The sequence below is a fragment of the Marinospirillum sp. genome, assembly GCF_044810985.1.
Lineage (GTDB): Bacteria > Pseudomonadota > Gammaproteobacteria > Pseudomonadales > Halomonadaceae > Marinospirillum.
On sequence record NZ_CP085242.1, the window covers coordinates 1,683,261 to 1,702,053 of the forward strand.

19 protein-coding genes and 2 tRNA genes are annotated in these 18,793 nt (G+C 54.5%); 4 read left to right on the top strand and 17 right to left on the bottom strand.

Annotated features, from left to right (window positions below):
* Positions 1–9: 9 nt before the first annotated feature.
* Both LG323_RS08025 and LG323_RS08030 read right to left on the bottom strand, forming a co-directional pair.
* Positions 10–501 (bottom strand): hypothetical protein, encoded by a 492-nt coding sequence (locus LG323_RS08025; protein WP_404414658.1) that lies wholly within the window; start codon positions 499–501, stop codon positions 10–12.
* Positions 494–1,243, bottom strand: a complete 750-nt coding sequence (locus LG323_RS08030) for an SURF1 family protein (protein WP_404414661.1) — start codon at positions 1,241–1,243, stop codon at positions 494–496. The genes LG323_RS08025 and LG323_RS08030 overlap by 8 nt, the downstream gene beginning before the upstream one ends.
* On the opposite strand from LG323_RS08030, the gene LG323_RS08035 reads away from it, so the two are divergent.
* On the top strand, positions 1,242–1,433 hold the full coding sequence (locus LG323_RS08035; protein ID WP_404414663.1) for a DUF2909 domain-containing protein: 192 nt from the start codon (positions 1,242–1,244) through the stop codon (positions 1,431–1,433). The two genes, LG323_RS08030 and LG323_RS08035, sit on opposite strands and share 2 nt — an antisense overlap.
* Here the strand turns inward: LG323_RS08035 and LG323_RS08040 are convergent.
* From LG323_RS08040 to LG323_RS08095, 12 genes are all read right to left on the bottom strand, one after another.
* Positions 1,430–2,290: a cytochrome c oxidase subunit 3 gene (locus tag LG323_RS08040; RefSeq protein ID WP_404414666.1), complete on the bottom strand. Its 861-nt coding sequence runs from the start codon at positions 2,288–2,290 to the stop codon at positions 1,430–1,432. The genes LG323_RS08035 and LG323_RS08040 overlap by 4 nt on opposite strands.
* The gene (locus LG323_RS08045; RefSeq protein ID WP_404414669.1) at positions 2,287–2,844 is read right to left on the bottom strand and encodes a cytochrome c oxidase assembly protein; all 558 of its coding nucleotides are present in this window, start codon (positions 2,842–2,844) and stop codon (positions 2,287–2,289) included. Before LG323_RS08045 ends, LG323_RS08040 begins: the two co-directional genes overlap by 4 nt.
* Positions 2,845–2,862: 18 nt before the next feature.
* Entirely contained in the window at positions 2,863–4,500 is a 1,638-nt protein-coding gene (ctaD, locus tag LG323_RS08050) for a cytochrome c oxidase subunit I (RefSeq protein ID WP_404414672.1), read from the bottom strand.
* Between the two features lie 10 nt (positions 4,501–4,510).
* Positions 4,511–5,659 (bottom strand): cytochrome c oxidase subunit II, encoded by a 1,149-nt coding sequence (coxB, locus tag LG323_RS08055; RefSeq protein ID WP_404414674.1) that lies wholly within the window; start codon positions 5,657–5,659, stop codon positions 4,511–4,513.
* 119 nt (positions 5,660–5,778) lie between these two features.
* Positions 5,779–5,952: a DUF2970 domain-containing protein gene (locus LG323_RS08060; protein WP_404414676.1), complete on the bottom strand. Its 174-nt coding sequence runs from the start codon at positions 5,950–5,952 to the stop codon at positions 5,779–5,781.
* A 143-nt stretch (positions 5,953–6,095) separates the two neighbouring features.
* A tRNA-Lys gene (locus tag LG323_RS08065) sits at positions 6,096–6,171 on the bottom strand.
* A gap of 39 nt (positions 6,172–6,210) precedes the next feature.
* Positions 6,211–6,286: transfer RNA gene (locus LG323_RS08070), tRNA-Lys, on the bottom strand.
* 68 nt (positions 6,287–6,354) lie between these two features.
* Positions 6,355–7,218, bottom strand: coding sequence for a 23S rRNA pseudouridine(2605) synthase RluB (gene rluB, locus LG323_RS08075; RefSeq protein WP_310695414.1), 864 nt, complete (start codon positions 7,216–7,218; stop codon positions 6,355–6,357).
* A 237-nt stretch (positions 7,219–7,455) separates the two neighbouring features.
* Positions 7,456–8,211: an SMC-Scp complex subunit ScpB gene (gene scpB / locus LG323_RS08080; protein WP_404414679.1), complete on the bottom strand. Its 756-nt coding sequence runs from the start codon at positions 8,209–8,211 to the stop codon at positions 7,456–7,458.
* Positions 8,208–9,038: a ScpA family protein gene (locus LG323_RS08085; protein WP_310695412.1), complete on the bottom strand. Its 831-nt coding sequence runs from the start codon at positions 9,036–9,038 to the stop codon at positions 8,208–8,210. The genes scpB and LG323_RS08085 overlap by 4 nt, the downstream gene beginning before the upstream one ends.
* Before the next feature lie 5 nt (positions 9,039–9,043).
* Positions 9,044–9,667, bottom strand: coding sequence for an L-threonylcarbamoyladenylate synthase (locus LG323_RS08090; RefSeq protein ID WP_404414682.1), 624 nt, complete (start codon positions 9,665–9,667; stop codon positions 9,044–9,046).
* Between the two features lie 21 nt (positions 9,668–9,688).
* On the bottom strand, positions 9,689–10,498 hold the full coding sequence (locus tag LG323_RS08095) for a PHP domain-containing protein (protein WP_404414685.1): 810 nt from the start codon (positions 10,496–10,498) through the stop codon (positions 9,689–9,691).
* 69 nt (positions 10,499–10,567) lie between these two features.
* Between LG323_RS08095 and LG323_RS08100 the strand changes: the two genes are divergently transcribed.
* Both LG323_RS08100 and mnmC read left to right on the top strand, forming a co-directional pair.
* On the top strand, positions 10,568–10,867 hold the full coding sequence (locus tag LG323_RS08100; RefSeq protein ID WP_404414687.1) for a YciI family protein: 300 nt from the start codon (positions 10,568–10,570) through the stop codon (positions 10,865–10,867).
* Positions 10,867–12,867, top strand: coding sequence for a bifunctional tRNA (5-methylaminomethyl-2-thiouridine)(34)-methyltransferase MnmD/FAD-dependent 5-carboxymethylaminomethyl-2-thiouridine(34) oxidoreductase MnmC (gene mnmC, locus LG323_RS08105; protein WP_404414690.1), 2,001 nt, complete (start codon positions 10,867–10,869; stop codon positions 12,865–12,867). Before LG323_RS08100 ends, mnmC begins: the two co-directional genes overlap by 1 nt.
* Here mnmC and LG323_RS08110 read toward each other — a convergent pair.
* The gene (locus tag LG323_RS08110; protein ID WP_404414693.1) at positions 12,864–13,466 is read right to left on the bottom strand and encodes a hypothetical protein; all 603 of its coding nucleotides are present in this window, start codon (positions 13,464–13,466) and stop codon (positions 12,864–12,866) included. The genes mnmC and LG323_RS08110 overlap by 4 nt on opposite strands.
* Positions 13,467–13,520: 54 nt before the next feature.
* Entirely contained in the window at positions 13,521–15,335 is a 1,815-nt protein-coding gene (gene typA, locus LG323_RS08115; RefSeq protein WP_310695407.1) for a translational GTPase TypA, read from the bottom strand.
* A gap of 385 nt (positions 15,336–15,720) precedes the next feature.
* Here typA and glnA point away from each other — a divergent pair, with 385 nt between their 5' ends.
* Entirely contained in the window at positions 15,721–17,127 is a 1,407-nt protein-coding gene (gene glnA / locus LG323_RS08120) for a glutamate--ammonia ligase (RefSeq protein WP_404414696.1), read from the top strand.
* Positions 17,128–17,256: 129 nt separating this feature from the next.
* Here glnA and mltF read toward each other — a convergent pair whose 3' ends face one another.
* Positions 17,257–18,687, bottom strand: coding sequence for a membrane-bound lytic murein transglycosylase MltF (gene mltF, locus LG323_RS08125; RefSeq protein ID WP_404414698.1), 1,431 nt, complete (start codon positions 18,685–18,687; stop codon positions 17,257–17,259).
* Positions 18,688–18,793: the final 106 nt, after the last annotated feature.

Consider the following 18,793-nt stretch of genomic DNA (forward strand, 5'->3'; position numbering starts at 1 on the left):
TTGCTTTCCTTATTCCTGATTGACTCTGAGCAAACGCATCAGATCGCGATGCACATCTTCAGGGGGAGCATCTGCGTCATAGGCCAAAACCACCTTGCCTTGCGGATCAACAATCCAGGTATCCCCCACGGACATTGTCCAGGGCGGTGTAGCCTGCCAGGCCTGAGCCTCTTCACCGGGCAAGGCATCCTCACCACCGGCTCTTAATCGATACACCCTGTCCGCTTCACGCCCCAACGCACGGTGAATGCGCCAGAGTTTATCGGCTTGCTCGGAACAGGGTTTGCCACAATCCGGGGTGGCCGCCATCACCAGCCACCAGTGGCCGTCTGCCTGCCAGGCCAGGGGCCATTCCTGCAGGGGCGGCAGATCCGGCAGGAGATCCCCCCTGGCGGTGCGCTCTTCGGGGATACCCACTTGAAAAAAATGCATTCCCCAGGAAGCCATCACGGGAGCCGCCATCAACAGCATCAATAGCAGTAGCTTGATCCGATTACTCATTCTTGTTTTCTCCAAGCCAACGTTTTTGTCCTATTACAGCCATCGTCAAAGCCAGGCCTGCCAGCAACAACCATTGCACAGCATAGCCAAGATGCCTTTCCGGTGGCATCTGGTTGGGTGTCCACCAGGGCTGCAGCTGACCTTCACCGGCCTGCTGATGCACCACCCCGGCAAAAACCCGGCCCTCCAAGTCCTGCCAGGGTTCCAGACTGATCGACTGCAAGCGTTCACCTTCGCGATTGGCTCCATAAACCAGGCTGCCCTGGCCTTCCAGCCGCTGCCAGCGCCCCTGAATCACCACTTCCTCTTCTGGGGTGCTGATCCTGGGTAACCGGCTGCGATCCGCCGAGGTGGCCACAAAGCCTCGTTCCACCAGCCACCAACGATCATTGGCCGTCACCAGTGGCGTCAGGGCTGCCACTCCCACGCGCCCCTCCAGAATCCGGTTATCCAACCACAGCGTCCTTTCACCCAAAAATCTCCCGGTCAATTCAACCTGTGCCCAGGCTGGTGGAGCCTCGCCGGGGTTTTCCAACACGGCAGCTTCCTGCAGGTCTTTTTGCAACGCCTGTTTCTCTCCTGCTCTTTGCCACTGCCAGTTCGCCAGCAGCAAACCCAGTACCACTAGAAACAGCCAGAAGCCCCACCAATAAAACATGACCTTTTTTAACTTGACGCCCGGGCGGCTTTGTCCTGAACTGCTAGAAGCCTTTCCCTGAGTCAACCCACTGGAGCCGGACATGTTTAAACTCCTGATTGCTGTTGTTTTTCTTGGCATCCTGGTCAGCCTGGCGGCAGGTGCCGGCTTTTTAATCCGGGATCAAAGCAATTCCACCCGCCTGCTGACTTCTCTGAAAACTCGTGTCTTTCTGACCGCTTTACTCATGATCCTGCTGGTTTACGGTTTCAGCCAGGGGCTGCTGGGCAGCTAGAAGACATAAACAAACAAAAACAGCCCGATCCACACCACATCCACGAAATGCCAGTACCAGGCCGCCGCTTCAAAGGCAAAATGCTGGTCCGGGGTGAAATGCCCCTTCAGTATCCGAAACAGCATGATCAGCAAAATGATCAAACCGATGGTTACGTGCAGACCATGAAAGCCGGTCAGTAAAAAGAAGGTCGCCCCGTAAACCCCCGCCTGAAGGGTCAGGCCCAGCTCTGTCCAGGCATGTACATACTCCACGCCCTGAATCACCAGAAAAATGCCACCCAACACCAGAGTCACCAGCATCCAAAGCGTCAATTTCTGGCGTTGTTGCTCTTTCAGGGCATGATGAGCAAAGGTCAGGGTAATACTGGAAGTCACCAGCAGCAGAGTGTTGATCAAAGGCAGCGTCCAGGGGTTGACTACTTTTTCCGGGCCACCTACGGCTGGATCCGGTGTAGCCATCAGTGGCCAGCTGGCAATAAAGTCAGGCCATAGCAGGGCTGTAACCCCCTTAGCGCCTTCGCCATCCAGCCAGGGCAGGGCAAAAGTGCGTATATAAAAAAGCGCACCGAAAAAAGCCGCAAAAAACATGACTTCGGAAAAAATAAACCAAGCCATGCCCTGCCGGAAAGAGCGATCCATCTGGGCATCATAAAGGCCCGCCTGAGATTCCTTGAGGACATCCGAAAACCAGCCGTACATCACCCAGAAGATCCCTGCAAAGCCGATCAACAGAGGAAGAACCCCGCTGCCCGAAGTCATCAGCAGGCCACCTCCCACAGCCAGGAAGCCCAGGAAGACAACAGCAATAATCGGCCATTTGCTGGTTGCCGGAACATAGTAGCTACTTGTACTCATAAAGCGCCTCCAATGACCTGACCCTGAGGATAAAGGGTGTAGGCCAGGGTCAGTTTGTTCACGCCCTGGGGCAGATCTGGGTCCACCTGAAAAACCAGGGGCATTTCTGATTGTTCACCGGCCTCCAGCCATTGCTCCTGAAAGCAGAAACACTCCATCTTGCGAAAATGTCTGGCTCCCTCGGAAGGGCTGATACTGGGAACAGCCCGCCCCGAGTTTCTTTCCGTGCCGGTATTGCTGAAGGTAAAACGCGCCTGGGTCACTTCACCGGGATGCACCCAGATTGTTTTCTTTTCGGCTTCCAGCTGCCAGGGAAGACCGGGACTGGTGCGGGTTACAAACTGCACTTCAATCCTGCGTGAAGTATCCACCGACTGGCCACCGACAACCTGCGCGGTATCGGCTGTTTTGCCATTCAGGCCGGTCACTTCACAGAAAACGTCATACAAGGGAATCAGGGCCAGGGTGAAACCCACCATCAGCAGCAGGGCCACAAGGGTTCTTCTGACGGTGCGTGCCACGTTCTGGTTGGTCTGTTGTTGCTGTGAATTCATCACCCGGACTCCTGGTTTTTAGTGACGCGAAGGTGAATCCCGTTCGGGAATAAATTCCGGCGGCGTATCAAAAGTGTGCAGAGGCGCCGGGCTGGGCAATTGCCATTCCAGACCTTCCGCACCTTCCCAGGCCTGGGGCGGTGCTTTTTCACCTTTTCTGCGGATACACAGAATCACCACGGCCACAAACAGCAATTGCGAGATACCGAATAAAAAACCACCAATGGAGGAGAGCATATTGAAGTCGGCAAACTGCAGCGCATAATCGGGTATCCGCCGCGGCATCCCGGCCAAGCCGGAGAAGTGCATGGGGAAGAAGGTCAGGTTGACCCCAATCACCGACAACCAGAAGTGGGCCTGGCCCAGTTTCACGTTGGGGTAAACACCGGTCCACTTGGGCAACCAGTAATAGGCCGCCGCCAGGATGGCAAACACCGCACCGGGCACCAGCACATAGTGAAAGTGAGCGACCACAAAGTAGGTGTCGTGATACTGAAAATCCGCCGGAGCTATCGCCAGCATCACCCCGGACAAGCCACCAATGGTGAACTGCACGATGAAAGCCAGGGCAAACAGCATTGGCAAATCAAAAGTAATGGAGCCACGGAAAAGAGTTGCTATCCAGTTGAACACCTTCACCCCGGTGGGCACTGCGATCAGCATGGTGGAATACATGAAGAAAAGCTGGGCGGTCAGCGGCAAACCCACGGTGAACATATGGTGCGCCCAGACCACAAAGGACAAGAGCGCAATGGAAGCCGTGGCGTAAACCATGGAGGCATAGCCAAACAGCCGCTTCCGGGCAAAGGTCGGCACTATCGCCGAGATAATGCCAAAAGCGGGCAGAATCATGATGTAAACTTCCGGGTGCCCAAAGAACCAGAACAGATGCTGGAAGAGCACCGGATCACCACCCCCGGCGGCATTAAAGAAACTGGTGCCGAAGTTAATGTCCAGTAACATCATGGTGATCACCCCGGCCAGCACCGGCATCACTGCAATCAGCAGGAAAGCCGTAATCAGCCAGGTCCAGACAAACAGCGGCATATCCATCAGGCGCATCTTGGGCGTGCGCAAATTCAGGATGGTGGCAATGATGTTGATGGCCCCCAGGATGGAACTGATCCCCGCCAAATGCATGGCCAGAATAAAGAAGCTGGTTGAGGGCGGTGCGTAGGTGGTCGACAAAGGGGCATAGAAAGTCCAGCCAAAGTTGGGACCACCGCCTTCCATAAACAGCGTCGACAAAAGAATCGTGAAGGCCACCGGCAACAGCCAGAAGCTGAAGTTATTCAACCTCGGCAGCGCCATATCCGGCGCCCCTATCTGTACCGGAATCAACCAGTTGGCCAGCCCGACAAAAGCCGGCATGATGGCCCCAAAGACCATGATCAGACCATGCATGGTGGTCATCTGGTTGAAGAATTCAGGCACCACGAAAGTCATGCCCGGTTGAAACAGTTCGGCCCGTACAATCAAAGCCATCGTGCCACCGACAAAAAACATCAGCAGCGAAAGAAGCATGTAAAGCGTACCGATCTCTTTATGATTGGTCGTCAGCAGCCAGCGCAAGATGCCACGTGGCTGGTGATGATCACCGCCGTGAACTGCTGCAGCTTCACCAGCGGCTGTATCCGTAAGTGTTTCAGGAACCATGATCTTTCTCCTAGTCGTCGCTCAGCAATTCACTGATTTCGGTGGGTTGTACCAGGTCGCCACTGTCATTGCCCCAGGCGTTCCGCTCATAGGTAATGACTGCTGCGATATCCGCGACCGAAAGAGTGTCGCTGTAGGCGGGCATGGAGGTGCCCGAGCGACCGTATAGAACCGTTTCAATATGCTTGCTGTAGCCCTCTTCACCAGTGACCAGCGGGTTGTCCCGTAAAGCAGGGAAAGCAGGCGGCATACCTGAGCCATCTTCCTGGTGACAAGCAGCACAATAGGTGGTGTAGACACCCTCCCCACGCTCCATCAGTTCATCCAGTGCCCACTCCCTTTGATCTCCTTGTGCATCAGCAGCAGCCATCTCCTCCTGCTCTTCCAGCCAGGCCGCATAGGTCTCCTGAGAAACGGCTTTGACTTCAATGGGCATAAAAGCATGATTCTGACCGCAGAGCTCAGCACATTGGCCCCGATAGGTGCCCGGTTCATCAATCACAACCCAGGATTCATTGATAAAGCCGGGAACCGTATCTTTCTTGATGGCCAGATCAGGCACCCACCAGGCATGAATGACGTCATTGGAGGTAAACAGGAAGCGAATTTTTTTGCCCACAGGAACCACCAGCGGGTTATCAACTTCCAGCAGGTAGAAGTCGCCCTTGTCCTCTTCACCCAGAACCTGGCTTCTTGGCGTGCCCAGATTACTGAAGAAACTGATGTCCTCTTCCATGTATTCATAATGCCAACGCCACTGATAACCCGTGACCAGGATATCCATGTCAGCTTCTGTGGAATCATAGATTTGCTTGAGGGTGCCCGTGGCAGGAACAGCCATGGCTACCAAAATCAGCAGGGGGATTGCTGTCCAGATCACTTCCACTGTGGTGTTTTCATGAAAGTGCGCAGACTTGGCGCCTTTTGATTTGCGGTAGACAAACAAGGACCAGAACATCACCCCAAAAACCACCAGGGCGATCGCCACACAGATCCAAAAGATAATCATATGCAGGCTATAAATATCCTGACTTATGCCTGTAACACCCGTCGGCATATTCCAGCCGGACGAAGTGTTTATTGCTGCAGCCTGGGCCTGGGTCGTCAAAAAACCCAGCAGCACTAGCAGCCACCGGCTCCCGAACAGGAGTGAGTGCATAGCTTCCTCCAATGTTAATTGTCATTGTTTTGAATGGAGTATAGGCAGAAGCAGAGAAATGCGCGGAACTTTTTGCAACACTGTGTAAACCGCAATGATTTAAATCAAAGCGTTCTAAATTAGCTGGCCGCCCAGCGTGCAACCCCAACAACCAGCAGAACAAACACCAGCGTCATCACCACACCCGTGACAACAAAGGGCCATACGGAAGAACCCTGAAAATCCCTCTGGCGATTTTTCTCCGACTGAACACCCAGAAAGGCGGCTAAAACAGACTTGATGACCTGCAACATAAATCATCCTTACAGGGCTAATGAAAAGGAGGCATGGAGCCAGCAATGAACTTCTTTCAAGGAGTGTGGCAGGGAAGGGAGCAGACAGCCAATTTACGCGCAAAAAAAAGCGGCCTCGCAAAGAGTCCGCTTTTTCTGAATTCTGGTGGGTCGTGCAGGATTCGAACCTGCGACCAATTGATTAAAAGTCAACTGCTCTACCAACTGAGCTAACGACCCCAAGGGGAAATGCTATTAAACCCGCATCAGGTTGGCGTTTGGTGGGTCGTGCAGGATTCGAACCTGCGACCAATTGATTAAAAGTCAACTGCTCTACCAACTGAGCTAACGACCCGTCAACGCGGCGCATATAATAGCTGTTTTTCCGCCGCTTGCAACCCCCAGGCGTTAAAAAACAGCAGATTATTTACGTCTACGGCCAATGGCATGCACCGGCTTGCGTGTTTTAAAGCCTTTGCGCGGTGCTGGAGCCGGTGCCGAGGATTTCGACTCCATCCCTGCCAGAGCCGACAATTCATCCGCCTCGGCCTGGGTCAACTCAATCCACTCACCCACCTTGGTGCGCTTATCCAGGAAGATCGAACCGTAGCGCACCCGTTTGAGGCGACTGACAGTCACCCCCTGAGACTCCCACAGACGCCTGACTTCACGATTGCGCCCTTCGGTAATCACCACGTGATACCAGGTATTGATCCCTTCACCACCCACTCTCTGGATGGCCGAGAAGCTGGCCAGACCATCTTCCAGCATCACACCCTGCTGCATGGCCTGCAGCATCTCATCCGTGACCTCCCCCATCACCCGGACGGCATATTCGCGCTCAATCTGGTGTGAAGGATGCATCAGCCGGTTCGCCAGCTCACCGTCGTTGGTGAACAGCAGAAGACCGCTGGTATTGATGTCCAGACGCCCTATCGCCACCCAACGCTCACCTTTCAGACGCGGCAGGTGATCAAACACCGTTCGACGACCTTCCGGGTCCTTGCGGGTCACCAGCTCACCTTCGGGCTTGTTGTACATGATGATGCGCCGGGGCAGATCTTCTTCACTGGGGGTCGCAACAGGCCTGCCACGCACCATCACCCGGTCACTGGCCTGAATCCGGTCGCCCAGGGTCGCGGTTTTGCCATTGACGCTGACCAGGCCAGCCTCGATCACCGCCTCCATTTCCCGTCTTGAGCCAAGGCCACTGCGGGCCAGAACCTTCTGGAGTTTTTCGGTTTTTTCAACCTGGGTTGCAGGCGGGGTATTTTCAGTTTTTTTCATAGGTGTTCACACACGGTTAAGGAAAAAGTGCTTGATTAACAAGCTGTAAGGGTTCTGCAGCGCAGCGCACAGCAACTCGGGACGCGTGAATACATCCCTGTAAGCTCTGGCAGAATTCATTCCTGATGAATGCCTGCACTTCCCACTTCCATGTGGGTCGACTACAACCTCCTGTTGTAGACAGCCCGATTTGCTGCACCCTGCACTCGCTTTACTAAACTTTTAGTCTCTGGATACTCATTTTTCATCCTTTTTCGGGTCTTCCTTGTCATCAGAAAAACGTTCGGCCAGATCAGCAAAGGTCAGTTCACTGACTTCCGGCAATTCCTGATTCAACAGGTCCGCCGGAGTCAGGGATTCATCACTATCAGGGCCATCCTCATCTTCCGGCAGTTCCAGCAAAGGTGAAACGGGAGCTTTGTCCAGATCGTCCTGCCATTCCTTTTCGTCCACTTCCGCCAGTTCGCGGATTTCATCCAGGGGCGGCAGGTCATTCAGGCTTTGCAGGTTGAAATAATCCAGAAACTGGCGGGTGGTGGCATAAAGGGCCGGACGTCCGGGTACTTCGCGATGACCGACCACTCGTACCCATTCACGATCTTCCAGGGTGCGAATAATCTGCGAGCTGACACTGACCCCCCGCACCTCTTCAATTTCGCCACGGGTCGCCGGCTGGCGGTAGGCAATCAGGGCCAGGGTTTCCAGCAAGGCACGGGAATAACGCGGTGGCTTTTCTTCCCAGAGGCGGCTGACCCAGGAGGCGTAATCAGCCCGGATCTGATAACGATAGCCGCTGGCCAGTTCCACCAATTCCTGGCTGCTGCCTAGCGCTTCTTCCTGAAGCTGTTGCAGAGCCTGTTTGATTTCTTCACGGGGAGGCCGTTCAGCCTCGGTAAAAAGGGCCAGCAGGCGATCCAGGCTCAGGGGTTCACGGGCCGCCAACAAGAGTGCCTGTAAAATTCTCGCCAGTTCGGTGTTTACTCTAGACGTCATACTTCCAGGGTCTCTGCTTCATCGGCCATCTGCCGCAGGCGAATATAAATGGGGGCAAACAGGCGGGTTTGCACCAGCTCTACAAGCTGTTCCTTGACCAACTCCAGAAGAGCCATAAAAGTGACCACCAGCCCCGGACGACCTTCTTTCAGGTCAAACAGGTCATCAAAAGCCTGGTAGGCGGTACCTGTCTGGAGCTGCTCCAGCACCTGGGACATGCGCTCGCGTGTCGACAGGGGTTCGCGGCTGACGTGGTGGTGTGCAACCAGATCCGACTGTTGCAGCAAACGCCCGAAAGCTTTGAGCAATTCATCCAGCCCTACTTCGGGGTGGCGTTGTTCAATCACCAGGTCGGGGCGCTCCGGTGTCGCCGGAAAAAGGTCTCTGTCCTGGCGGGGAAGCGCTTCCAGGCGTTCGGCGGCGGTCTTGAATTGCTCATATTCCAGCAGACGACGGATCAATTGCGCACGTGGATCTTCTTCGTCGTCTTCATCTTCAACGCCGGGAGGGCGCGGTAAAAGACTGCGGGATTTGATCTCTGCCAGCATGGCCGCCATCACCAGATACTCACCGGCCAGTTCTATTTGCAATTCCTGCATCAGATCCAGATAGCCCATGTACTGGCGGGTAATCTCGGCAACATTAACGCTGAGAATATCCAGATTGTGTTTGCGGATCAGGTAAAGCAAAAGATCCAGAGGCCCTTCAAAGGCCTCCAGAAAAACCTTCAGAGCTTCCGGGGGGATAAACAGATCCTGAGGCATTTCCGTATAGGGTTTGCCTTCCACTGTGGCCAGAAGATCCGGGGTGACAAGGGGTTGATTCATGTGCACTAGCCGGTAAAAGGTGTCACGTCACCCCGGCCTTCACGGATGATTTCCGGCACTCCGGTGCGCAGATCCACCACCGTGGTGGGGTCGATGGAGCAGGCACCGCCATCAATCACCAGATCCACCAGCTTGCCGACCCGTTCACGGATGTCATCCGCTTCATGCATGGGCAATTCTTCATCCGGCAGCATCAGGGTCACACTCATCAGGGGAGCACCCAGCTCTTCCAGCAGGGCATGGGTCAGGACATGATCAGGCACGCGCAGGCCAATGGCCCTGCGTTTGGGATGCAACAGCAGGCGGGGCACTTCATTGGTGGCATTGAGTATGTAGGTGTAAGGCCCAGGCGTAGTGTTTTTCAGTAAGCGAAACACGGTATTGTCCACCTTGGCGTAGGTGGACAGTTCCGACAGATCAGCACAGACCAGAGTGAAATTGTGCTTGTCATCCAACTGGCGTATCCACTTGATGCGCTCGACAGCCTTTTTTTCACCCAGGCAGCAGCCCAGGGCGTAGGCAGAATCAGTGGGATAGGCAATCACACCACCGGAACGCAGAATTTCCACGGCCTGTTGAATCAGGCGTTTTTGCGGGTTTTCCGGATGTATCTCAAAGTACTGACTCATAATGATCCTCTGCTTGATTCTTTAAGCTAAAAGTTGACTCAGGGGCTGACAGGCCGAAGGCAGGGTCGCATAAGCACCGGGAGCCGGACAAGCCGGGCCGGGTGCATGGAAGTCACTACCCCAGCTCAACTGCAAATTCAAAGTGGCGGCCAGCTTTATCAGGCTGGCCGTCTGGGCGACATCCTGGCGTCCACTCACCGCTTCCAGACCCTGGCCGCCCGCTGCAGCAAAAGCTTCTATCAAGCGCACTCGTTTACTGCGGGTCAACTTGTAGCGCAAGGGGTGAGCCAGGCTGCAAAAGGCCCCGGCAGAAAGCAGCAAAGACAGAGCGTCCGACAACTCCAACCAGTGATTTTTGACATCACCCAGTTTACCTGCACCCAACAGCTTACGAAATGCCTGCCCCTGATCTTTTACATGCCCCCCTGCAATCAGGCAGGCTGCAAAGTGGGGGCGACCGGGAACCCGGCCTCCAGCCTGGGCCACCACCTCATCCAGCGTCAGATGAATATCCGCCTTGGCCAGCTTGATCAGTATTTTTTCAGCCCGACTCCAGCGTGCCTCTTCCTGGATTCTGGCAACTTCCCAGGCTGCTTCCGACAGACCCTGAGGCCAAAGAGCCACAAGGTGAACAGTCATGCCTTTCCAGGCACAGGAGAATTCCATGCCTTCCAGAAGTTGAATCTGAAAATCTCGGGCGGCAGTTCTGGCTTCCTGCAAACCAGCAAAGGTATCATGGTCGGTCAGCGCCAGCTCTTTGAGGCCTTTTTCAGCCGCCAGTGTCAGTAACTCGGTTGGGGTTAAAGCACCATCCGAGGCGGTGGAATGCATGTGATAATCACATTGATAATTGGCAAGAGTCATAGGCGTTAGATTAACACTTTTACCTGGAGATGACCGATGTTTTACGCCCTGATCTGTGAAGACAAACCCGGAACCCTGGAGCAGCGCCTGGAAGCCCGCCCGCAGCATCTGGCCCGCCTGGAAGCCCTGCGTGATGAAGGCCGCCTTCTTCTGGCCGGCCCCCACCCGGCCATCGACAGTGACAACCCCGGCGATGCCGGTTTCACCGGTAGCCTGGTGGTTGCCGAATTCGATAGCCTGGAAGCGGCGCAAAGCTGGGCGGATGCCGACCCCTACTTTGCTGCCGGGGTTTATCAAAAGGTGACCGTCAAACCCTTCAAGAAAGTTTTGCCTTAATGTCTGATCTGCCTGGTTACCACCAGCCCCGAATCCTTGAGAATGCCCGAATCGACTGGCAGGCGGCCACTCCGGTTGCGCCTGCCTTTGATGATGTCTATTTCTCCCGCGATCAGGGGCCTGCAGAAACCCGCTATGTGTTTCTGGAGCAGAATCATCTGCCCCGGCGCTGGCGTGACTGGCAGGAAGATCGAGCCTTTGTGGTCGGGGAAACCGGGCTGGGCACCGGGCTGAATCTGCTGCTGGCAATGCAGGTATTTTTACAGACCGCTCCTCCTGACGCACGCTTGCACTGGATTTCCACAGAGCTTTACCCCCTGACGGCCGAAGATCTGTGCAGGGCCCACAAGCATTGGCCCGAGTTGGCGGAATATGCCCAGGCTCTTCAGAACAACTACCCTCTGCCTCTGTCGGGTTACCATCGCTTGCAGTTGCACCCCAGAGTGACGGTGGATTTGCTGCTGGGCGATGCCGCCAGCAATCTGGGCGGCCTGCAAGGCAGAGTGGATGCCTGGTGTCTGGATGGTTTTGCACCGGGCAAAAACCCCGGTATGTGGACAGACTCACTTTTTCAAGCTCTGGCCCGTGCCAGCCATGCCCAGACCACCCTGGCCACCTTCACTTGTGCCGGAGTGGTCAAACGCGGCCTGCAAGCAGCCGGTTTTGCTCTGGAAAAGATTCCCGGTTTCGGACGCAAGCGGGAAATGCTGCGGGGTCATTTTTCAGGAACCCTGGAGCCGCAAAATTCAGCCCTCTGGTATCAGAGTCAGTCTTCGTCCCAACCCGGACGCATTGCCCTTGTCGGTGCCGGTCTGGCCGGTCTGGCAACCGCCGAAGCCCTGGCTCGTCGCGGCTATAAGGTTGACCTCTATGAAGCCCAGCAACCCGGTTGCGGTGGCTCGGGCAACCGTCAGGGTGTTTTGTACATCAAGCTGGCCATTGCCACCAACCCCGCCAGCCGTTTTTATCTGGCAGGCCTGGAATACAGCCGTCGCTGGCTGCAAAGACTCGACCCTGAACAGCGCTTCTGGCAACCCAGTGGGGTTTTACAGCTGGCTTTGACGCCAAAAGAAAAAGACCGCCAGGCCCGTTTTCTGGACCGGCAAAGTCTCCCTTGCGCACTGGTCCGGCCTGTCAGCCGAACTGAGGCCAGTGAACTGGCAGGAACACCGGCAGCAGACCAGGGGCTTTTTTATCCCAGAGCGGGCTGGGTCAAACCCGGAGAGTTGTGCCACCATCTGGCGCAGCAGCTTCCCGGCATCCGGGTATTCCACTCCACGCCGGTCAAAAACCTTATTCATGATTCTGAACAGGAATGCTGGCAGCTGTATACGGCCCAGGACAGGCAAAGCTATGATACCGTCATTCTGGCTACGGCCTTTGCCACCCGCCAGTTTGCACCGGCTGCCTGGCTGCCCGTCAAATCCATTCGCGGTCAGGTTTCCCATCTGCCGCTGTCGGAAAAACACCCGAAATTACCCAAGTGCGTGGTGTGTGCCGGGGGTTACGTCAGTCCGGCGCAGAAAGGAATGCTCTGTTTTGGTGCAAGCTTTAACCTGCATTCGGATGAAACGGGTTTAAACGAAGAGGATCACCAGAGCAACGGGCAGGAAATGACCCGCAGTTTGCCGGGTTTGCTGAGGCAACTGGGTGTGGATAATCTGAATGAAGCTCACCTGGAAGGCCGAGTGGGGTTTCGCTGCACCAGTCCCGACTATCTGCCCTTAATCGGGCCAGCACCGGATGTTTGCAGCTGGGAAGAAGACTACGCTCCTCTGAAGAAGAATGCCCACTGGCAGGCCAGTGTTCCGGCCAGAAATCATCCCGGTCTCTGGTTGAATTTGGGGCACGGCTCAAGGGGCTTGGCCAGCATTCCACTCACGGCGGAATTACTGGCCAGTCAGATCTGTGGCGAACCCGCCCCTCTGGAAACCGAGCTGGTTGAAGCTTTGCATCCGGGGCGCTTTATCATCCGCAACCTGAAGCGGCGCAATTCTTAGTCGGAACGCTGCTGTGAAGTGGCCTGCGCCAACAAGACCCAGACCAAATCACCACCGGCGGAAACCTCAAACTCATACAGAGCCTGGCCCTGAGTCTGACCATCCGTAAAGGTGGCCAATACCCAGCGATGATTGAGTAACCGGGTTTCCTGCTCAACAAACTCCACGCTGCCACCCTCCAGGGAGTTTTGTGGAAGCAGGTCACTGCGCGAGATCAGATCCCTGACGACCTCTTCTTCTGGATTATCCAGCCCACGCTGCTCCAGATACTCCCGGCCAGCCTGGCTTAAACCGGACTCCTGAGGTGTCGGTTCAGTTTCTTCCTTTTCTGCTTCGTTCCCCTCGGACTCAGTTTCAGCTTCATCACTCAAGGGCAGATCGGCCAGATTCTCCACGGAATCGCTGCCTTCTTCTTCCGGGGTTCTTTCTTCCTGGCTCTCTTCTTCCGGTTGTGGTTCTTCTTGCCGGGTGGTGTCTTCTTCAATTTCCTGGTGGCGATTCTCAGTGGAGGGGGTCAGATCCTCCTGCCCCTTGGGCCAAAGTAGAACCACCATCAAAGCCAGAAAAACGATCAACAGCAGTTTGCGCTTAAAAGGCATTTTATCTCCCCGAATAATCAAAAAACGGCCCGCAGGCCGTTTTGTTGTTACTTATTACGATTTTTTCGAACGCTTGCGTTCATTTTCTTTCAGAACTTTCTTACGCATCCGGGTGTGGTGAGGGGTCACCTCAACCAGTTCATCATCATCAATGAACTCCAGGGCCTGCTCCAGACTGAAGCGAACCGGTGGCACCAGCTGGATGGTTTCATCCGTACCGGAAGCACGCATGTTATCCAGTTTCTTGGCCTTGGTGGGGTTCACAACCAGGTCATTATCACGGGCATGAATACCCACGATCATGCCTTCGTAAACTTCCACGCCCGGCTCCACAAACAACTTGCCGCGATCCTGCAGGGTGGTCAACGCATAAGCCAGCACCTTGCCAGTTGCCATGGAGACCAGCACACCGTTGATACGGCTAGCCATGGCGCCTTCAGCCAGCGGACCATAGTGGTCAAAAATACTGGTCAGAATGCCGGAGCCTGAAGTCAGGGTCATGAACTGGTTACGGAAACCGATCAAACCGCGTGAAGGAATCACGAAATCCAGGCGCACACGCCCCTTACCATCCGGGTTCATGTTGCTCATGATCGCTTTACGCTTGCCCAGCTCTTCCATGACTGCGCCCTGATGCTGTTCTTCAACATCAATAATCAGCTCTTCATATGGCTCCTGCTTGACGCCATCCACTTCACGGATAATGACTTCCGGGCGGGAAACACCCAGCTCGTAGCCTTCGCGACGCATGGTTTCAATCAGAACCGAAAGATGCAGCTCACCACGACCGGAAACACGGAATTTTTCCGGGCTTTCGGTTTCTTCAACGCGCAGTGCCACATTGTGGATCAGCTCTTTTTCCAGACGCTCCTTGATGTTACGGCTGGTGACGTATTTGCCTTCCCGACCGGCAAAAGGTGAATCATTGACCTGGAAAGTCATGGTCACTGTCGGCTCATCCACGGTTAGGGGCACCATGGCCTCAGGAGCTTCGGGATCACAGATGGTGTCGGAAATGCTCAAAGGATCAAAACCGGTCACACAAATAATATCGCCCGCTTCAGCGCCTTCCGGTGTCTCGTTACGCTGCAAACCGTGATAAGTCAGAACCTGGCCGACCTTGCCTTTACGGCTTTTGCCATCACGATCCAGCACAACAACCTGCTGGTTGGGCTTGACGCGACCACGGGTCACCCGGCCAACACCGATAATGCCCACGTAGGAGTTGTAATCCAGCGCGGAAATCTGCAGTTGCAGCGGGCCTTCGGGGTCAACATTGGGGGCAGGCACCAGATCAACAATCGCCTGGAACAGCGGCGTCATGTCTTCGGCCATATTTTCTGGATCATCGCCAGCTACGCCGTTCAAGGCAGAAGCATAGATGATCGGGAAATCCAGCTGTTCGTCCGTGGCACCCAGGTTGTCAAAAAGGTCAAAAACCTGATCCACGACCCAGTCGGGACGAGCACCGGGGCGGTCAACTTTGTTGATAACGACAATGGGCTTGAGGCCACGTGCGAAAGCTTTCTGGGTGACAAAGCGGGTCTGGGGCATGGGGCCGTCCATGGCATCGACCAGCAGAAGCACTGAATCAACCATGGAGATAACACGTTCTACTTCACCACCGAAATCGGCGTGGCCCGGAGTGTCGATAATGTTGATACGGTAATCGTTCCAGCCAATTGCGGTGTTTTTGGCGAGAATGGTAATGCCGCGTTCTTTTTCCTGATCATTGGAATCCATAACGCGCTCTGAATCAGCATCACGGCGATCCAGGGTTCCTGATTGCTTCAGGAGTTTATCAACCAGGGTGGTCTTACCATGGTCAACGTGGGCGATAATAGCAATGTTACGAAGTTTTTCTATCACAAGCTGCTCCCCGGCCAAGCCGGAAGGGTGGTAAAATACCAGGCAGCCAGAAAAAAAGTCTTCACCCGGCCAACCTGAAAAAAGGGCGCAACAGTATAACCCCTGAAGGATTTCAGTCATAGCCTTTTGATGACGAGTGAATTTTGCTGCCCGGCAAACCTCTGGCGCACCACATTAGTGCGACCGTTTTTTCTTTTGCATTATTTAAGTGCGTCATTGCTGTATGTTTCTGCATTCCTGCCTCATGATGAGGCCAAGCAGTTAATTCAGCACCAGGTTTGATGCAGGGCCCGGCTTTTTTGCATGATTTTGGCACAAGGTTTGCTACAATCCAGCCAGCATACAAAAAACCCTATTAATCCAACGCCAATTAACGGAGACGCAGATGTCCGAGAAAAGCCTGAACCTTATTAAAGAACACGATGTGAAGTGGATCGACCTGCACTTTACTGATGCCCGTGGTAAAGAGCAGCACGTCACCATCCCTGCTGAAGGAGTTGATGAAGAGTTTTTTGAAGACGGCCAGATGTTTGACGGCTCTTCCGTCGGCGGCTGGAAAGGCATCAACGAGTCCGACATGATCATGCGTCCTGACGACTCTTCTGCCGTTCTTGATCCTTTCACCGATGAACCCACCCTGATTTTGCAGTGCGACATCATAGAACCCAGCACCATGCAGGGTTATGACCGTGACCCACGCTCCGTGGCCCGTCGCGCAGAAGAGTACCTCAAGTCCACCGGCATTGCCGACACGGCTTTCTTTGGTCCTGAGCCCGAATTCTTCATCTTTGACGACGTGAAGTGGAAGCAGGACATGTCCGGCGCTTCTTACCAGATCAACTCCGAAGAAGCAGCCTGGTCTTCTGATGCCACCATCGAAGGCGGCAACATGGGTCACCGTCCTCGCGTTAAAGGCGGCTACTTCCCCGTTCCTCCGGTTGATTCTTCACACGAAATCCGTGCTGCCATGTGTAATGCCATGACGGCCATGGGTCTGAAAATTGAAGTTCACCACCACGAAGTGGCCACGGCCAACCAGTGTGAAATCGGTGTTGCCTTCAACACTCTGGTCAAAAAAGCCGATGAAGTTCAGCGCCTGAAGTATTGTGTACACAATGTGGCCCATGGCTTCGGCAAAACCGCCACCTTTATGCCCAAGCCCCTGGTTGGCGACAACGGCTCCGGCATGCACGTTCACATGTCCCTGTCCAAAGACGGCAACAACATGTTTTCTGGTGATGGCTATGGCGGCCTGTCCGAAATGGCTCTGCACTACATTGGCGGTGTCATCAAGCATGCCAAAGCACTGAATGCCCTGACCAACAGCTCCACCAACTCCTACAAGCGCCTGGTTCCCGGCTTTGAAGCTCCAGTCATGCTGGCCTACTCTGCCAAGAACCGTTCCGCCTCCATCCGTATTCCTTACGTCAGCAGCCCCAAGGCGCGTCGTGTGGAAACCCGTTTCCCTGATCCTTCAGCCAACCCTTACCTGTGCTTCGCGGCACTGCTGATGGCTGGCCTGGACGGCATTCAGAACAAGATTCATCCTGGCGATGCCATGGACAAGAACCTGTATGACCTGCCTGCCGAAGAAGCCAAAGAGATTCCACAGGTTGCTACCAGCCTGACCGAAGCTCTGGAAGCTCTGGACAAGGATCGTGAGTTCCTGACCAAAGGTGGCGTCTTCACTGACGACATGCTGGATGGCTTCATTGAACTCAAGCAGGAAGAAGTGGATCGTCTGAACATGACCACCCACCCTGTTGAGTTCGACATGTACTACTCTGTTTAATAGCAGTACTTGCAGTAACTAGAGACTTGAACCCCGCTTCGGCGGGGTTTTTTTATGCCCGGAAAATCCCGACCAAAAAAAAGACCAGACTGTTCAGGTCTGGTCTCAAGCTACTGCATCTCCCCAAATTCAGATCATCGGTGGAACCTTGTTAAAGGCGGTCTCGAAGCGAACCCTTGCGGCTCTTTCTTCCAGCTGTTCCAGGAAATTCTCCTGGCTACGCTGATGCCATTCAAGTATCTCCAAATAGCGACGAATATTTTTTACATAGGCAACCGGCTCATTGCCGCGAGCGTAGCCAAAGCGTGTCTTGCCATACCATTTGCGCTGAGTTAAAAGCGGCAGGTGCTTGGCAACATCTTCCCAGCGATCGGGGTCATGCCCCTGGCCTTCAGTGATACGACGGGCATCTTCCAGGTGTCCATAGCCGACATTGTAGGCAGCCAGGGCCATGTAAATACGATCCGAACCCTGTATCTGGTCAGGCACCCGGTTGTAAAGGTGACGCAAATAGCGGGCACCCCCTTCGATGCTTTCAAAAGGATCAAGCCGGTTGACGCCGAGTTCCCCGGCAGTACGCTGGGTCAGCATCATCAGACCCCTGACGCCAGTGGGTGACACTGCATTGCGTCGCCAGTGGGACTCCTGAAAACCCACGGCTGCCAGAAGCAACCAGTCCAGTTCCTGCTCGGCTGCGGCCTCTTTGAAGTGTTTTTCATACTGAGGCAGACGGTTGCGAACATGACGCAGAAACAAGGGGGCACCGACGTATTCCAGGTGTTTCTCGTGGCGGTAGTAACGTTCCCGAACCTGGGCAATTTTTCCGTTCTGATCGGCGTAATCAATAAAACCATTGGCGATGGAGCTGAGCTGGGAGCCTTCCGCTTCAGCCGGAAGCATCCAGACCAGAGAAGCCGGGGCCTGGGCATCAAAGGCAACGCCTACACGCGGGAAGAAAAAACGATTGAGATTAAAATCCTGGGCGCTAACCAGTGCATAGTCCAGCTCACCATCCTGAACCAGCTTCAGCAAGTCGGTTACTGCCAGGTCTTCTGTTTCAATCCAGCTTAACTGGGGATAGGCAGTCTGCTGGTTTCTCAAAACTTCGGCCTGACGCGAGCCGGTCAGAACGGCAAGATCCGTGTCTTCTTCAATGTCTTCCCAGGCTCGGGGGCGATAATGTCCACGGCGATACACCACCATCTGGGAAGATTCCAGCAGAGGCTGGGTCAGGGTGAAACGTTCCTGTAAATCCTGGGTGAGGCCCAGTCCGCCAGCAACCAGATCCACCTGGCCGCTTTGCAAAAGCTCTTCCATTTCCTGCTGGGTTTCAGCAACAGTAATTTTCAGCTCAACACCCAGGTGTTCAGCAAAGGATTTGATCAGCTCATACTCAAAACCTGCATGGCCTTCACGATGCTCGTAAAAAACCGCAGGTGAACTGCGCAGGGCAACGGACAGGCGGCCCTTTTCAAGCACTTTTTCCAGAGGATCCACTTGACTGCAACCAGCCAGCATCACCAATAACAACAAAAAAAGTGAATATACCTTGAATTTCATAGTTCCTAACTCATCGAAGTCTTCGATTGTTGATTCGAGTTGCTCCCGGATTGGGTTGCCGAGACCTGATCTACTGAGCAAATTTCAATAGATATCAATCAATTGC

Coding starts and splice junctions, on each gene's coding strand:
- LG323_RS08025 (WP_404414658.1), bottom strand. CDS start 501: ATGAGTAATCGGATCAAGCTACTGCTATTGATGCTGTTGATGGCGGCT.
- LG323_RS08035 (WP_404414663.1), top strand. CDS start 1,242: ATGTTTAAACTCCTGATTGCTGTTGTTTTTCTTGGCATCCTGGTCAGC.
- LG323_RS08030 (WP_404414661.1), bottom strand. CDS start 1,243: ATGTCCGGCTCCAGTGGGTTGACTCAGGGAAAGGCTTCTAGCAGTTCA.
- LG323_RS08040 (WP_404414666.1), bottom strand. CDS start 2,290: ATGAGTACAAGTAGCTACTATGTTCCGGCAACCAGCAAATGGCCGATT.
- LG323_RS08045 (WP_404414669.1), bottom strand. CDS start 2,844: ATGAATTCACAGCAACAACAGACCAACCAGAACGTGGCACGCACCGTC.
- ctaD (WP_404414672.1), bottom strand. CDS start 4,500: ATGGTTCCTGAAACACTTACGGATACAGCCGCTGGTGAAGCTGCAGCA.
- coxB (WP_404414674.1), bottom strand. CDS start 5,659: ATGCACTCACTCCTGTTCGGGAGCCGGTGGCTGCTAGTGCTGCTGGGT.
- LG323_RS08060 (WP_404414676.1), bottom strand. CDS start 5,952: ATGTTGCAGGTCATCAAGTCTGTTTTAGCCGCCTTTCTGGGTGTTCAG.
- rluB (WP_310695414.1), bottom strand. CDS start 7,218: ATGAAAAAAACTGAAAATACCCCGCCTGCAACCCAGGTTGAAAAAACC.
- scpB (WP_404414679.1), bottom strand. CDS start 8,211: ATGACGTCTAGAGTAAACACCGAACTGGCGAGAATTTTACAGGCACTC.
- LG323_RS08085 (WP_310695412.1), bottom strand. CDS start 9,038: ATGAATCAACCCCTTGTCACCCCGGATCTTCTGGCCACAGTGGAAGGC.
- LG323_RS08090 (WP_404414682.1), bottom strand. CDS start 9,667: ATGAGTCAGTACTTTGAGATACATCCGGAAAACCCGCAAAAACGCCTG.
- LG323_RS08095 (WP_404414685.1), bottom strand. CDS start 10,498: ATGCATTCCACCGCCTCGGATGGTGCTTTAACCCCAACCGAGTTACTG.
- LG323_RS08100 (WP_404414687.1), top strand. CDS start 10,568: ATGTTTTACGCCCTGATCTGTGAAGACAAACCCGGAACCCTGGAGCAG.
- mnmC (WP_404414690.1), top strand. CDS start 10,867: ATGTCTGATCTGCCTGGTTACCACCAGCCCCGAATCCTTGAGAATGCC.
- LG323_RS08110 (WP_404414693.1), bottom strand. CDS start 13,466: ATGCCTTTTAAGCGCAAACTGCTGTTGATCGTTTTTCTGGCTTTGATG.
- glnA (WP_404414696.1), top strand. CDS start 15,721: ATGTCCGAGAAAAGCCTGAACCTTATTAAAGAACACGATGTGAAGTGG.
- mltF (WP_404414698.1), bottom strand. CDS start 18,687: ATGAAATTCAAGGTATATTCACTTTTTTTGTTGTTATTGGTGATGCTG.